Origin of the sequence: Arthrobacter alpinus (genome assembly GCF_001445575.1) — a bacterium.
In the GTDB taxonomy this organism is placed as follows: Bacteria; Actinomycetota; Actinomycetes; order Actinomycetales; family Micrococcaceae; genus Specibacter; species Specibacter alpinus_C.
Window position 1 is genome coordinate 3,317,965 of record NZ_CP013200.1, and the last position, 14,678, is coordinate 3,332,642.

The following is a 14,678-nucleotide window of genomic DNA, read 5'->3' on the forward strand; positions in this document are numbered from 1 at the left end:
CGCCCGCGGCCGATTGGTCGGATAGCGGCCGAGGGAATGTCGGTCAGTCGCCGAAGCCAACCACGGCCCGGTGACGAACCAGTTACGAGGAGTAGGCGCTGTTTTCTTCGACGTATGCGTGAGTCAGATCGTTCGTCCAGATGGTGGCTTCGGCCGAACCGGCATTGAGATCGATCTCGACGGTGACTTCACGGGGAGAAAGGTCCACCAGGTCGCGGGAATCACCAATGCAGCCGTTGCGGCAGATCTGGATGCCGTTGATGCTGACGTTGATCTTGTCCGGATCAAAGACGGCGTCGGTGGTGCCAACAGCGGAGAGTACACGGCCCCAGTTGGGGTCGTTTCCGAAGATGGCAGCCTTGAAGAGGTTGGAGCGGGCTACCTCGCGGGAGACCACTTCGGCGTCACGTTCACTGTCTGCGTTCTTCGTGACAATGGCAATGTCATGGCTGGCGCCTTCGGCGTCGGCAATGAGCCCTCGTGCGAGCGTGGCGCAGACCTGTGTGAGGCCGGCGGTGAATTCGTCCATGTCCGGGATGACCTCGGAGGCTCCGGATGCCATGAGCAGCACGGTGTCATTAGTGGACATGCAACCGTCCGAATCGGCACGGTTGAAGGTGACACGGACGGCGTCGCGCAGGGCCGTGTCGAGCGCTTCGACGCCAACACCGGCGTCGGTGGTGATGACCACCAGCATGGTGGCCAGGCCGGGAGCCAGCATGCCGGCACCCTTGGCCATGCCGCCGATGGAGTAGCCCTGGCCTTCCTCGTTGACCGGTGAGCTCCAAAGCGATTCCTTGGGAACCGTGTCGGTGGTCATGATCGCAGTGGCCGCGGCAGCTCCGCCGTCGTCCGTCAAAGCAGCGGCAGCCGCCTCAACACCGGGAAGGATCTTATCCATGGGCAGCTGCTCGCCAATGAGGCCTGTGGAGCAGACGGCAATGTCTGTGGCGGAGAGCCCCAGCACCTCGGCCACTTTTTCGGCCGTAGCGTGCGTGTTCTGGAAACCTTCGGGGCCGGTGCAGGCATTCGCGCCGCCGGAGTTCAGGACTACAGCGTCCACGCGCCCGTCGCTGAGGACCTGGCGTGACCAATGGATCGGCGCCGCTGCCACACGGTTGGTGGTGAAGACTGCGGCGGCATTGAAGTCGGGGCCGTCATTGATCACCAAGGCCAGGTCTGGATTGCCTGATTTTTTCAGTCCAGCAGTGATGCCGGCGGCACGGAAGCCGAGTGCTTTGGTCACGCTCATGGTGCTACTCCTTGGAAGGAAAGGCCTGTGGTTTCAGGAAGGCCGAGGGCAATGTTCATTGACTGTACCGCTCCGCCGGCCGTTCCCTTGGTGAGATTGTCAATGACACAGCAAACAATCACCCGGTTGACGTGCGCGTCGTAGGCAATTTGGATGGCTGCATGGTTGGAGCCTTGGACCGATTTTGTGGTGGGCCACTGTCCTTCCGGCAACACATGCACAAAGGGTTCCTCAGCGTAGGCGTCTACCCAAATGTCACGCAATGCCGCGGCGGGATTCTCCATCGCGGCGAATTCGGCGGAGAGCTTGGCCGTGGCGGTCGTGAGGATGCCGCGGCTCATGGGCGCCAGGGTGGGGGTGAAGGAAACCTTGACGTCCAGCCCTGAGGCATTGGAGAGTCCCTGTTCAATTTCGGGAGTGTGACGGTGCCCGCCACCCACACCGTAGGGACTCATGGAGCCCATGACCTCGGAACCAATCAAGTTAACCTTTGCTGACTTGCCAGCCCCAGAGGTGCCTGAGGCCGCCACAATGACCACATCATCGGGCAGCAGTGCGCCGGCAGCGAACCCGGGCATAAGCGCCAACAAGGAGCTGGTGGGGTAGCAGCCGGGGACAGCGATGCGCTTGGAACCCTTGAGGTGTTCGCGGTGTCCGGGCAGTTCGGGCAGGCCGTAAGGCCAGGTGCCGGCGTGCTCGGAACCGTAGAACTTCTCCCACGCGGCGGCATCTTGGAGACGGTGGTCGGCACCGGCGTCGATCACCAGCGTGTCAGCCGGAAGCGCAGCGGCAATGGCGGCCGAAGCCCCGTGCGGAAGTGCCAGGAACACGACGTCGTGCCCGGAAAGATTTTCCACCGTGGTATCAACCAGGACCCGGTCGGCAAAAGCGTGCAGGTGCGGGGCGAGTGTGCCCAACCGCTCGCCTGCGTTGCTGTGGGCGGTGATGGCCCCAACGCTGACATTGGGGTGGCCGGCCAGAAGGCGCAGCACCTCTCCCCCGGCATATCCGCTGGCGCCTGAGACTGCTACTGAAATTGTCATAAGTCGACTATACAGCAGAATTATTCAGTGGTGCCGATATTTATGCACAGTTTATTGGAATTCTGCTTGGGGATAAGTCCTATGATGATCTTGTTAGGGCTTGGCCCCTATTTTTACACGAGCCAGTGATTTGGAGTTCACCATGACCGAGCAGTGCACGGCAATTGTAGCGACCACCCCCGGCGGTCCAGAGGTACTACAGGCAACCCAGGTCCCCATGCCCGTTCCTGGCCCCGGCGAATTGCTGGTCAAGATTGCGGCCGTTGGCGTGAACTTCATTGAGAGTTACCAGCGCGCTGGCATCTACTCCGTACCGTTCCCCTTCACGCCAGGATCCGAGGCTGCTGGCACAGTGGTTGCCGTGGGCCCCGGCGTGACCTCCTTCGATGCTGGTGACCGGGTTGCCACGGCCGAAGCCGAAGCTTGCTACGCCGAATACGCCATTTTTCCGGCCGAGAAGGCTCTGCCGGTGCCCTCCAGCGTCCCGATGGATGTTGCCGCCGCACTCCCCCTGCAGGGCATGACAGCACATTACTTAATGAACTCCACTTACCACGTTGAGCCGGGCGAAACCGTGCTGCTGCACGCCGGTGCTGGCGGCGTGGGTCTGCTGCTGACCCAGCTGCTCAAGGATCGTGGAGCGCGCGTCTTCACCACGGTGTCCACGGATGAGAAGGAAGAGCTCTCCCGGGCGGCCGGCGCCGATGAGGTGTTGCGCTACGAAGGCTTCGCAGAAGCCGTGCGGGAACTCACCGATGGCGAGGGCGTGGATGTCGTGTTCGACGGCGTTGGGAAGGACACCTTCGACGGCTCCCTGGCATCGCTGCGCACCCGAGGCACACTCGTCTTGTTCGGCGGAGCGTCAGGTCAGGTGCCGCCCTTTGATCTGCAACGCCTCAACGCTGGCGGATCACTGACAGTGGTCCGACCCAAACTGGCCGATTACCTCCTCAACGCCAAGGAACGGCTGTGGCGCTCCACCGAAGTGTTTAACGCGGCCGGATCAGGTGCTTTGACGGCACGGATCGGTGCACGGTTCCCGCTCGCCGAGGCAGGTGCCGCCCACAAGGCTCTGCAGGGGCGGGTTACCACCGGCAAGGTCATCTTGGAGCCCTAGATCAGGCGTGGCGATACTTCCTTTTTGGCCGTCAACTCTGCCCATCCCAAGCAACCAGCGAAAGTGATCCCGGACTCAGTGAGCGATAACAACGAAATGTATTGCCTGTCATTCACCTTCCGTTCACCTTGGTGGGGCACTGTAAGGCCGTGAACCCTGCCTCATCGAATTTCCCCGAATCTCAAGCCGTCGATTCCAGCGAACAATTGCCGGTTGCTACCTTTAGCGCCCAAATGCCGGGCAGCTCTCTGGCCCCGGCTCCGCGGACCCTGTGGGATATTCTGCAGGCCAGTGCGGAGTTGAACCCGGATGCCACTGCGCTCGATGACGGCATCAAGGCGCTGAGCTACGAAGATCTCCTGAGGGCGGTTCGCGCCAGGGCTACGGAACTGACGCAGGCCGGGCTCGGCGCCGGCGATAAAATCGGGGTGCGGATTCCTTCCGGAACCTCCTCGCTTTACCTATCCATCTTGGCCATCATCGCCATCGGTGCCGCATATGTACCCGTTGATGCCGATGATCCAGAGGAGCGGGCCGCTCTGGTCTTTGGCGAGGCCCAGGTGGCAGCCGTGCTCGGTGACCCGCTCACCGGCAAGGCCTTGACACTGACCGGCGACCGCCCAACCCCCTTCCCCGCTCCCAGGGAACCATTGCCGGAAGACGATGCGTGGATCATTTTCACCTCCGGCTCCACGGGCACGCCCAAGGGCGTGGCTGTCAGTAATCGTTCAGCGGCAGCTTTTGTCGATGCCGAAGCCAGCATCTTCTTACAGGACGAACCGCTGGGCCCCGATGACCGGGTGTTGGCTGGTTTGTCCGTGGCTTTCGATGCCTCCTGTGAAGAAATGTGGTTGGCGTGGCGTTACGGAGCGGCTCTGGTTCCCGCCCTCGATCCCTGGTCCGATCGGGCATGGATTTGGGCCCATGGCTGATTTCCCACGGCATTACAGTGGTATCCACCGTGCCCACGCTGGCAGCGCTCTGGCCCGCCGAGGCCTTGGAATCCGTACGCCTACTCATCTTTGGCGGCGAAGCCTGCCCGCCGGAGCTAGCCACCCGATTGGCCGTCCGTGGCCGTGAAGTGTGGAACACCTACGGCCCCACCGAGGCCACCGTAGTGGCCTGCGCCGCTCCCTTGGGCGTTCCGGGCCCGGTGCGGATTGGGCTGCCCCTGAACGGCTGGGATCTGGCAGTGGTGGACGCCGCCGGAACCCCCGTGGCTGAGGGCGAAGTGGGCGAGCTCATCATTGCCGGCGTGGGCCTGGCCCGCTACCTGGACCCTGCCAAGGATGCCGAAAAGTACGCGCCGATGCCCGCCTTCGGCTGGGAGCGGGCCTACCGGTCCGGTGACCTGGTGCGCTTGGAAAGCGCGGGGTTGATCTTCATGGGCCGCGCCGATGACCAGGTGAAGCTGGGTGGGCGGCGCATTGAACTCGGTGAGATCGACGCCGCGTTGCAGGGCCTGCCGGAAATTTCCGGAGCTGCCGCCGCCGTTCAGGAGACGGCTGGTGGCTCACAATTGCTGGTCGGCTATCTGGTGGCGGCTCCTGACACCTCCCCGGATCCGGCCGCATTGCGCAAGCTGCTCGCCGATTCCCTCCCGGCAGCGCTGATTCCGCTGCTCACCTTTACCGATTCCCTGCCCACCAAAATTAGCGGCAAGGTGGACCGCAAGGCTTTGCCCTGGCCGCTGGAACAAGAAGCTGACGACGGCGCCTCCCTCACCGAAACTTTGGGGCCGGAAGCGCAGTGGGTACTGGATCAGTGGCAATCGGTCTTGGGCGGTGTGCCCGGCTCTCTTGATACAGACTTCTTTGCCAGCGGCGGTGGTTCTCTGGCCGCAGCCCAGTTGGTTTCGGCTTTGCGCCAGCGCTATCCGCGCATCACCGTCGCCGACGTCTATTCGCATCCTCGGATCGGTGCGTTGCTGGAGTTGGCTTTGGGTTCCGTCCCAGCTGGCGGCGCAGTTGAGACCGTCCACCGCTCGGTGGGGCGGACGCAACGAAAGTCCCAAATTTTCCAGACCGTGATGGGCATGCCGTTGCACATCTTGGTGGGCATGCGCTGGCTCACGTATTTGATGGCGCTGAACAATGTTGCCGCATGGCAGGGTTGGCTGCCGGGCGCCCCCACCGTTTCCTGGTGGTGGGTTGGTGCTGCATGGGTAGCCTTTGTCTCGCCGTGGGGACGCATGGGCATCTCCGTTGTGGCCGCCAGAGTGTTGCTCCGCGGCGTCCAGCCCGGAAGCTACCCACGCTCCGGCAGGGTCCATCTGCGGTTGTGGCTGGCCGAGCAATTTGCTGACATGGTTGGCGCCGTCAGTTTGGCCAGCGCCCCATGGGTGCCTTATTACGCACGGGCGCTGGGTGCAAAAATTGGCAAAAACGTTGACCTGCACTCGGTTCCCCCGGTCACCGGATTACTCCGACTTGCCGAAGGCTGCTCCATTGAGCCTGAAGTTGACCTGTCCGGTTGGTGGATCGATGGCGACTATGTCCATATTGGCGAGATTTCCGTGGGCGCCGGCGCCGTGGTGGGATCCCGCAGCACCTTGATGCCGGGAGCTCGCATTGGTGCCGGTGCACATGTTGAGCCCGGTTCGGCTGTGCGCGGCAAGGTTAAGCCGGGCGTGAAAGTGTCCGGCTCCCCTGCCGAGCGGACAGGCAAGGCCAAACACTCCTGGCCGGATCTGCGCACACCCACATCCAGAATGATCGGCATCCTCTTCCCCGCTGCCTCGGCGGCCTTGTCCATGCTGCCCTTTGCTGCAGCGGCCGCGGCAGTCGCCGTCGTGCTTGGCGCCATCGCCGGACAGCAATCACTCTCGGAGGCGGTTCCAACTCTTCTGTGGGCCGTGCCGCTGGCCGCGATGCTCTGGTTCCTGAGCTTGCTGGTGCTGATTTTGCTCACCGTGCGGTTGTTGGGTCTGGGCCTGCGCGAAGGACACTACCCGGTCCGCAGTCGGATCGGCTGGCAAGTATGGGCCACCGAGCGTGTCCTGGACATGGCGCGCGATTTGTTGTTCCCCATTTATTCGAGCCTGTTCACTCCCGTGTGGCTCCGGCTGTTGGGGGCCAAGGTGGGCAAGAACGTTGAGGCGTCCACAGTGCTGCTGCTGCCTAAGATGACCACCATTGGTGCCGGCGCATTCCTGGCGGACGACACCATGATTGCTTCCTATGAACTGGGCGGCGGCTACATCCATATTGCCCCGGCTAAAGTGGGCAAGCGCTCCTTCCTGGGCAACTCCGGTATGGCGGCAGCAGGCCGCACCTTGCCCCGCAACTCGCTGGTGGCCGTGCTTTCGGCGGCGCCGTCCAAGGCCAAGGCCGGAACCTCGTGGCTGGGCAGCCCGCCGGTCCGCCTGCGCCGCACCAATCTGGAGACGGATAAGTCCCTGACGTTCAATCCGCCGTTGCGGCTCAAAATTGCCCGCGCCCTGTGGGAATGCTGCCGGATTGTGCCAATGATTCTCTCGGTGGGCATCGCAGCTGCAGTCCTTGTGGCCCTCGACGCGCTCGCTCAGGCCAGCAGCTACTGGGTGCCCGCCCTTGTCAGTGGCATTGTGCTGATGGTGGCCGGAGCAGTCGCAGCAGGCAGCTCCGTGGCCGCGAAATGGCTCTTGGTGGGCCGCATCAAAGCCGGCGAACACCCGTTATGGAGCTCGTTCATCTGGCGCAACGAAGTGGTGGATACGTTTATTGAGATGGTCAGCGCACCGTGGTTTGGCCGCGCAGCCGTGGGCACCCCGGCCATGGTGTGGTGGCTCCGTGCCCTGGGCGCCAAGATTGGGCACGGCACCTGGTGTGAAAGTTACTGGCTGCCCGAGGCAGACCTCGTCACTCTCGGTGAAAGCTCCACGATCAACCGGGGCTGTGTCATCCAGACCCACCTCTTCCATGACCGGGTCATGGCCATCGATACCGTTACGCTGGAAGCTGGAGCCACCATGGGTCCGCACGGGGTGATCCTGCCAGCAGCAACCATCGCCACCAGCGGCACCGTGGGCCCGGCTTCCCTTGTCATGCGCGGTGAATCCGTTCCGGCCAGTAGCTACTGGATGGGCAACCCCATCAGCCCATGGAAGGGACCGGAGTTCTCTGACCGCGCTTAAGCCTTCAACCGATGTGGACACACAACACAGCATGAAATCCAGCCGCCAACCCCTGCCGGACACTCCCCCGCGCCGCGGACCGCCCATGTCCCGGCCGCTCCGGACAGCTATATTCCCCTGCACGGGAGCACCCACTACGCGGTGGAGCACTATGCGTTGGATTTGGAGGCCCGGCTCGCCACTAATCAGTTGCAGGGCCGGGCTCGCATCACGGCCCGTGCTCTGGTGCCACTGACCATGGTGGAGCTGGACCTGACGGGGCTGGGCATGGACAAGGCTTCCGTAAATGGCACCCGTGTACAAAAGCACTCGCAACGTCCGGGAAAGTTGGCGTTGCAGCTACCCGAGCCTGTGGCGGCTGGCGCAAAATTCACCATGGATATCCGCTATAGCGGTTTCCCTGCCCCCGACAACGGCGCGTGGGGTGAGGTTGGGTGGGAAGAACTGGACGACGGCGTTTTGGTCGCCGGCCAACCCACCGGCGCACCAACATGGTTCCCCTGTAACGACAGGCCCGATAACAAGGCAAGCTACCGCGTTAGCGTCACCACAGACGCCGATTACACCGCGGTGTGCAATGGCACGCTGGTCTCCCATACGAGAAAATCCAGCCGTGAGACCTGGGTTTACGAACAGAGCGCACCCATGGCCACCTATCTGGCCACCGTGCAGATTGGCCGGTACAAGCTGCTGGCACTGCCAGCCAAGGACGGCCAAACACAGCTGCCCATCACGGTGGCCGTGAGCAAAAAACTCCAAGCCAAGGCGGCCACCGCACTGTCCAGGCAACGGGAAATGGTGGATGTTTACACGAAAGCCTTTGGACCCTATCCCTTTGACGCCTATACCGTAGTGGTCACCGAGGATGCGCTGGAGATCCCACTCGAGGCCCAGTCACTGTCCATCCTGGGCAGCAACCACATGACAACCACGTGGGAAGCCCAGCGGCTCATTGCCCATGAACTCTCACACCAGTGGTTTGGAAACTCCTTGACACTGGCCTCGTGGCAGGACATTTGGCTCCATGAAGGGTTTGCCTGCTACGCCGAGTGGCTTTGGTCGCAGGAAAGTGGCTCGCTGACCATTGCCGAAAGGGCTTCTGCGGCGCACGCCAAGCTGAGCGCCCAACCCGTCGCCTGGACGGTTGGCGCTCCTGGGCCGGAATTGATGTTCGACGATGTTGTGTACAAGCGCGGAGCCTTGGCCCTTGAAGCCATCCGCGTAGCAGGCGGCGATGTCAACTTCTTTGCCCTGCTGCAACGCTGGACGGCCGAGAATCGCCACGGCTCAGTGTCTACGGCGGCGTTTGTGGCCTTGGCAGATCTGGTCTGTGCCGATGTCCCACAGTTCTCCGCTGCGGACATTCTCACCCCGTGGTTGTTTCGCAAACAACTGCCCCCGTTGCCCGTACGTTAAAAGTTGCCGCCGCAAGCTACCGCGACCGCGAAGCCTTCCGGCAAAGCTAATTCGCCAGGTGGCAGCTCCCACACGTGTGCCGCTATGTTCCCGGCTCCCACTCCCTGCCCCACTCCAGCGTGAGGAAATGCTGGGATGAGGGCAGGGTCGGTGCGCAATCCTTGCCCCGTGAATTTGGCCAATGCTTCCTTGCGGGCCCAGACTGCTGCCCGCCACCTGTCTCGCTCCTCTGGGGCGAGCATAGTCAGAGCGGACTTTTCCGTGGGGCTCAGCGCCACGTCGTCGAACCCGGCAAAGCCCACTTGGGCAATGTGCTGGACGTCAACGCCCAGAGGTACCCCCGCAGCGGTCACCATGGCGGCTACACCCCAGCCGTTGCTGCGTGAAAAGCTCATGGACAGTGCTGCTGGTTTGCCGCGTAGTGCATAGCCGGGGCGCCCGTGCGAGGGCACAGGATTCGGGCCACATGCCGGGCAGGCATACGCGGCCACGAGATCTTGCGGGGTAGCAGCTATTAGCTCGGCGGCCATGAGGCGCTGAACCACTCGCCCGGCCAGAAAATCGCGGCGCGTGGTGTGGTTCTCGATGGCAGCAGCCCTGGCGTGTTCGGCCGAGTCCAGCATTCCGGACAAGCTCAAATCCACGGCAGCCAAGTCAAAGGCTCGCACTGCGATCGGGCTACTGATGAGACCCTCGACACCGTGCCAGTTCACCCTAGTTCCACCTTCTATTCATCTTGTGTCTTGCCTGCTCACTTAGAATCGAGCAATGACTGAACCCGCTCCGGATTTTACCGGTTTTACCGTTATTGACAACGACGACGACGATCCCGTCTTGTTAGCCCCCGACGGATCCCCGGTGGATACTTGGCGCGACGGCTACCCCTATGATTCCCGGATGGAACGGGACGTCTACGATGCTCAAAAGCGGTTGTTACAAATTGAACTGTTGAAATTGCAGCAATGGATCAAGGCTAGCGGGCGCCGGGTGGTGATCTTGTTCGAAGGCCGCGATGCGGCTGGCAAGGGTGGCACCATCAAGCGTTTCACCGAACACCTGAACCCGCGCGGAACCCGCGTAGTGGCGCTGGAGAAGCCCAGCAATCGGGAGTCCACCCAGTGGTACTTCCAGCGGTATGTTGCGCACCTGCCCAGCGCTGGGGAAATGGTCCTGTTTGATCGGTCCTGGTACAACCGGACCGGTGTGGAGCGCGTCATGGGATTTTGCACCAAGGCGCAGTATGACGAATTCATCCGTCAGGCGCCGTTGTTTGAGCGCATGTTGGTCAATGACGGAGTGACGGTGATCAAGTTTTGGTTCTCCGTCACGCAGGCCGAGCAGCGGACCCGCTTCATCATTCGCCAGGTTGACCCGGTGCGGCAGTGGAAGCTTTCCCCCATGGACTTGGCGTCCCTGGACAAGTGGGATTCTTACACCTCAGCCAAGGAGCGCATGTTCAAACGCACCGATACCCGCCACGCCCCGTGGACTGTGGTGAAGTCCAACGACAAAAAGCGCGCGCGCCTGGAAGCGATGCGTCACGTGCTGAGTTTGTTTGACTACACGGGCAAGGACCATGAACTCGTGGGTATGCCGGACCCGCACATTGTGGGCCCTGCATCCGATGTGGTGGGCGAGGGCGAGGAGTTCTAGCTGGCATATACGGCTTCATGGTACGGGCAGTCCGGGCACCTGGTACCGATTGCTTCGGCCGGCCGGTACTACCAGGGCTGGGCGTGGGAAATAGTCTGGAATCCAGTGGCCCATTCGGGCCGTCCTGTGCTGGCTTGGACTTATGCCGAGGAAACCGCTAAGCGGAGTGGCGTCGTGTTGTCATAAGCGGGGAGATACGCGGCGGACAAGTGGTCTCACGGGGTCCCCGCGAAACCCCGCGGGGAAGGTACAGCGTTCTGGCGGGTTGGCCCCCGTCTTTGCGGAAGCGGCTGCCAGTACCCGCAAGGCATGATTCCGATCCGGCCAAGCAAGGGTTTTGTCGTCATGGGCGGTTCGGTGCGGCGCGGAACTCTGCGAATAATTCGACGCGGATTTGTCGGCCGATGATGATTCCTGGAATGTGGAGGCCCAACAAGGAACGGTCAAAACTTCCTTGGATCCTGGTTCTGAGCGTGCTGTCGGTGGCGGCGCAGATACGCGTTGCGATGAGGCTGGCCGGGCACGTGCGCCCCCGGGCCGCGATAGTGACTTGGGCTGTCCAGCCAGTTGCGGTCGTGCTGCACGAGTCCATGCTGACGGCAAGGATGGGAAAGTGGTGAGTGTTGAGCAGGTGGGGCTTGGCCAAGTCCCGATCACGCCTTGGGTTGCCGGTGTCGATGGCTGTCAGCTCGAGTTCGGCAGTGGCACGGACAACTTCACCTTGGTTGCCAAATTCGACGGTTGCAGCGCGGAAGGGAATGCTTCCCTGGACCCCGGAGCGCAGGTGTGGTGCGATGAATGATGCCGTGCTTGCTTGGGGGTCCAGTGTCCACCGGCCGGCGGCGGTGGTCGCGGCTGTGCTCATTGGATCTCCACCCCAGCCTGCTCCAGAGGTCCGTAGCTGCCAACGACATCGAAGACGTCCCCCGGTCCGGACCGGGCAGCAGGGCCTGTTCCTCCCCCGGGAGCAGTTTGGAGGTGCCAACGATCTCGTGCAGCAGCTGCAGGCCGGTCTCGGTTTGAACCGTGATGACGATCAGACTTGCACCTCCGGGTTGGCGAAGGACGGTGAGGTTGACGAACTCGTCTCGCATGCCTGGATGGCTGGTAATTTCAGGTAGCAACCGATCACTGCCGGCACGATCGGACGCCGCCAGCAGAAGCTCCGACCGCGGCCCGTTGAAAGTCAGGACCAGTGCTTTCATCATTACTTGCGGGGAATGGGGCCGCGTCGTTCCGGCGGCCTTGCCGATCACGCCAATGGATGCTGCCCGTTCGGCGCGCCATTGTTCCTCCTTGGCTTGTGCTGTTGCAATGGCGTCGTCGATGACGAGCGGGGCTGCCGGGTCAATCACGGTATGGGATTCCATCGTGTAGAAGCGGACCTCGTGGCCATCAGGGTCGTGCAGCATCGGCAGGATCCATCCGATCGTGGCGAAGTGCACGCCAGCATGGGACTCCCCGAGGCCGCTGAGGTGGGCCGCCAAAGCCTCGATCCCGTCCCGGTCGGGCACTCCGATGGAGAAGTAGTCGAAGCCGGCTGACGCCTTCGCCCGGTCCGGGTTGAGGTTCAGCGCGAGATCGGGCCCACCGTCGGGATGGGTCATGACCACGCCGGTGCGGCGCCCGTGCTCACGGAACTCGATGGCGACCTGATAGCCGAGTCGGGTGCCGTACCACGGGATCGAGCGGTCCAGGTCTGCGACGGGCAGCTTGAGGGTGTGCACCCCAGCCAGTTTCGGAATCATCAGAAAACTCCTTAATTGCAGTCAAACTGTATCTATGCAGTTATACTGCACCTTATGAGCGATGACGTCAAGCACCAATCCCTTCCGCGTCCGAACCTGAGAGCCCGGCGGGTGGCCCGGACCGAGGCCCAGCTCATTCAGGCCGCGGGCGAGCTTTTCCTTGAGCAGGGCTATGTGTCCACCACCCTTGCCCAGATCGCAGGGCGCGCCGAGGTCGCTGCGCGTACCGTCTATGTTCGCTTCAAAACGAAGGCGGCCCTGTTCAGCCGTGTCGTCGACCAGGCTCTCGTGGGTGACGTGGAGCCGGTCGATGTAGCCCACCGCCCCCGCGTTCAGGACGCGATGACCGCCGACACCCTCGCCGAACGGATCGCGGCCCTCGCCGACGTCTCAGTCGGCATCGCGGAACGGGCAGGGCCGATGTTCGAGGTGGCCACCCAGGCCGAGGGACTTGAGCCGGAGCTTGCCGAAGCCGCCCAGGCCGGGCGCCACGCCACCGCCGCACTGTGCCGCTCGTTCTGGGAGCACGCCGCCGCCGACGGCCTCCTCGCGAAGGGTGCGCGCCCGGAATACCTCACCGTTCTCACCGATGTTTTGCTCTGCGCCGACACCGTCGTGCACACCAGAAGGACCCATGGATGGTCGGCCTCCCTGCATCGGTCGCTTATCATCGACACGCTGACCGCCCTCACAAGCCCCAAATAAATGGATCGAACATCTACTTGACACGAATGTTTCGGAAAACATCGGCAGCCAGTGGATGTTCGGCGGAGCGGGCAGCCCTACCTGATGGCCTGTGCCGCACCGACAGCATATGTCCCCGCCTTTCGCATACGTCCGTACATGCGCGGAAGACGGGGATAGACGCGGCAGACAGGCTGTGCCGACGGGGAGATACGCGAAAGGCGGGATTGGTATCGCCTTCGCCCAACGGTTGGTCGAGGGAGTAGATAACACGATTCGCCGCCGGCCCACAGGGGCGAATCATATTCTCTGCCCCGGCCTCAGCCCGGATGCTAGCGGACTTGTGGCTCCCGCGGGAACATTCGGACTCCAAACGCGGGTGTTTAGTCCCGCCACGGCGCACGGCACATACGCCCCCACATTCCACGCCTGTTAGGCCGGGACCAGTGCGTGCAGTGGCGTTCCTTTCGGGGCCGCGGGGCTGGCAATGGCGGAGTTGGGACCTCGTTTGGGCCCCCGGCTTGTACAGTCGCGATGATGTCGTCACGCTGCCGAGCAGTCCCGGTGATGAGGATCCTCGATAATTGCTGGTTTTCCAGTCAGCGACACCGGCCGCAGACCCTGCAACATCTGGCCTGAGGCTACCTCCGAATGCCCGCGCCATAGCGGTTACAGATGCGAATTAGTCACTGTTGTCCCCTGCCGGTACCGTGTCCCCGAAACGAGCGGAACCAAGTACCCGGACAAGGTGTACCAGCAGACGTGAGCCAGAGCCCGTCATTAGTCGAGGCCGACTCCACCTGCGGGTTATGCTGTGCAGGCATCCAACATTTGGAAAGGTGCCAACGGCGGTAATCGTCGAAACCTGGGGGTTCACATGGAATTAGATTGGGTCGACAAATCACAGAAGTCAGGACGCCAAACGATCCCGATTGTCTTTGCTGTGATGGTTGCTCTCTGCGGCATCTATTTGCCTCTCACAGATGCTACGTATGTGCCCGCCTACATCGCATCCGCTATTTTCGCCGTAGTTACTCCCGTGGCCCTCATTGTGGCGGCACCCAAAGGCTTGCTGAAGCGAAACCGGGCCTTTCGTTGGCTGTCCATTGCCAGCGTGTTCTTCGCAGCATGTGCTGTTGTGACCAGTGGATTGTTGCTGTCATTAGGGAGCCCTCAAGGAGCAGCTGGTGATATTGGCGGCTTTGGGATGTGGCTGCTGTCGACGGTTGCCTTACTGACTGTCACCAGTTGCGCCGTCAAGGCGTGGCGTATGGAGTATGCGGCACCACCAACAACGTTGCGTGGCCTTCAGCGCCAGGCGCGACGGGAAAGCCGCCGCTAGTCCCTCTTTGGGCCGAGCTTTCGCGTTGTCTGCGAATTACGCTCGCTCCCGGTCGGCCCGTCACCCAAGCTGTGCCTAAGCGGTCTGGGCGGATCCGGCGCGTTGAGTGCCGCCGTCGTCCATCCGGTCACGCAAGGTGAGCAAGAGGCTAGCGGCCGTCTCAGGATCCGCAACCGTGACGGCAAACTGCTTCTGCCCCGTGGTGGTGATGATGAGGCCAGGGCCGGCGCCCATGACGACGGCGGAACGGCCCGGCATGACCCGGTAACCCCAACCACCCCACTCCGAGGGACGCAATTCGGTCACCTC

Annotated in this window: 11 protein-coding genes and 1 pseudogene; 6 read left to right on the forward strand and 6 right to left on the reverse strand. The window is 62.5% G+C overall.

The window, feature by feature from the left end:
- Positions 1 to 82: 82 nt before the first annotated feature.
- Together argJ and argC are read right to left on the reverse strand one after the other, a co-directional pair.
- Positions 83 to 1,252: a bifunctional glutamate N-acetyltransferase/amino-acid acetyltransferase ArgJ gene (gene argJ / locus AS189_RS14800; protein WP_062290527.1), complete on the reverse strand. Its 1,170-nt coding sequence runs from the start codon at positions 1,250 to 1,252 to the stop codon at positions 83 to 85.
- On the reverse strand, positions 1,249 to 2,295 hold the full coding sequence (gene argC / locus AS189_RS14805) for an N-acetyl-gamma-glutamyl-phosphate reductase (RefSeq protein ID WP_062290530.1): 1,047 nt from the start codon (positions 2,293 to 2,295) through the stop codon (positions 1,249 to 1,251). Before argC ends, argJ begins: the two co-directional genes overlap by 4 nt.
- Positions 2,296 to 2,437: 142 nt before the next feature.
- Here argC and AS189_RS14810 point away from each other — a divergent pair, with 142 nt between their 5' ends.
- The 3 genes and pseudogenes from AS189_RS14810 (at position 2,438) to AS189_RS14820 (ending at position 8,942) form a co-directional block, all read left to right on the forward strand.
- Complete coding sequence (locus AS189_RS14810) at positions 2,438 to 3,412, forward strand: quinone oxidoreductase family protein (RefSeq protein WP_062290533.1); 975 nt, start codon at positions 2,438 to 2,440, stop codon at positions 3,410 to 3,412.
- 233 nt (positions 3,413 to 3,645) lie between these two features.
- A pseudogene (locus AS189_RS14815) lies at positions 3,646 to 7,526 on the forward strand (Pls/PosA family non-ribosomal peptide synthetase).
- 141 nt (positions 7,527 to 7,667) lie between these two features.
- Positions 7,668 to 8,942, forward strand: coding sequence for a M1 family metallopeptidase (locus AS189_RS14820; RefSeq protein ID WP_237759871.1), 1,275 nt, complete (start codon positions 7,668 to 7,670; stop codon positions 8,940 to 8,942).
- On the opposite strand, the gene AS189_RS14825 is transcribed toward AS189_RS14820, so the two are convergent.
- Positions 8,939 to 9,655 (reverse strand): 4'-phosphopantetheinyl transferase family protein, encoded by a 717-nt coding sequence (locus AS189_RS14825; protein ID WP_062290538.1) that lies wholly within the window; start codon positions 9,653 to 9,655, stop codon positions 8,939 to 8,941. The two genes, AS189_RS14820 and AS189_RS14825, sit on opposite strands and share 4 nt — an antisense overlap.
- Before the next feature lie 55 nt (positions 9,656 to 9,710).
- Here AS189_RS14825 and ppk2 point away from each other — a divergent pair, with 55 nt between their 5' ends.
- The gene (gene ppk2 / locus AS189_RS14830) at positions 9,711 to 10,595 is read left to right on the forward strand and encodes a polyphosphate kinase 2 (RefSeq protein WP_062290539.1); all 885 of its coding nucleotides are present in this window, start codon (positions 9,711 to 9,713) and stop codon (positions 10,593 to 10,595) included.
- A 343-nt stretch (positions 10,596 to 10,938) separates the two neighbouring features.
- Here ppk2 and AS189_RS21330 read toward each other — a convergent pair whose 3' ends face one another.
- Both AS189_RS21330 and AS189_RS20870 read right to left on the reverse strand, forming a co-directional pair.
- A complete protein-coding gene (locus AS189_RS21330; protein ID WP_424581587.1) occupies positions 10,939 to 11,421 on the reverse strand; it encodes a YceI family protein in 483 nt (160 codons plus the stop codon).
- Positions 11,312 to 12,343, reverse strand: a complete 1,032-nt coding sequence (locus tag AS189_RS20870; protein WP_237759872.1) for a VOC family protein — start codon at positions 12,341 to 12,343, stop codon at positions 11,312 to 11,314. Before AS189_RS20870 ends, AS189_RS21330 begins: the two co-directional genes overlap by 110 nt.
- 54 nt (positions 12,344 to 12,397) lie before the next feature.
- Here AS189_RS20870 and AS189_RS14845 point away from each other — a divergent pair, with 54 nt between their 5' ends.
- Positions 12,398 to 13,048, forward strand: a complete 651-nt coding sequence (locus AS189_RS14845) for a TetR/AcrR family transcriptional regulator (protein WP_082634339.1) — start codon at positions 12,398 to 12,400, stop codon at positions 13,046 to 13,048.
- Positions 13,049 to 13,904: 856 nt separating this feature from the next.
- The gene (locus AS189_RS14850; RefSeq protein ID WP_062290545.1) at positions 13,905 to 14,369 is read left to right on the forward strand and encodes a hypothetical protein; all 465 of its coding nucleotides are present in this window, start codon (positions 13,905 to 13,907) and stop codon (positions 14,367 to 14,369) included.
- Between the two features lie 75 nt (positions 14,370 to 14,444).
- Here AS189_RS14850 and AS189_RS14855 read toward each other — a convergent pair whose 3' ends face one another.
- Entirely contained in the window at positions 14,445 to 14,666 is a 222-nt protein-coding gene (locus tag AS189_RS14855; RefSeq protein ID WP_160320845.1) for a hypothetical protein, read from the reverse strand.
- Positions 14,667 to 14,678 lie beyond the last annotated feature (12 nt).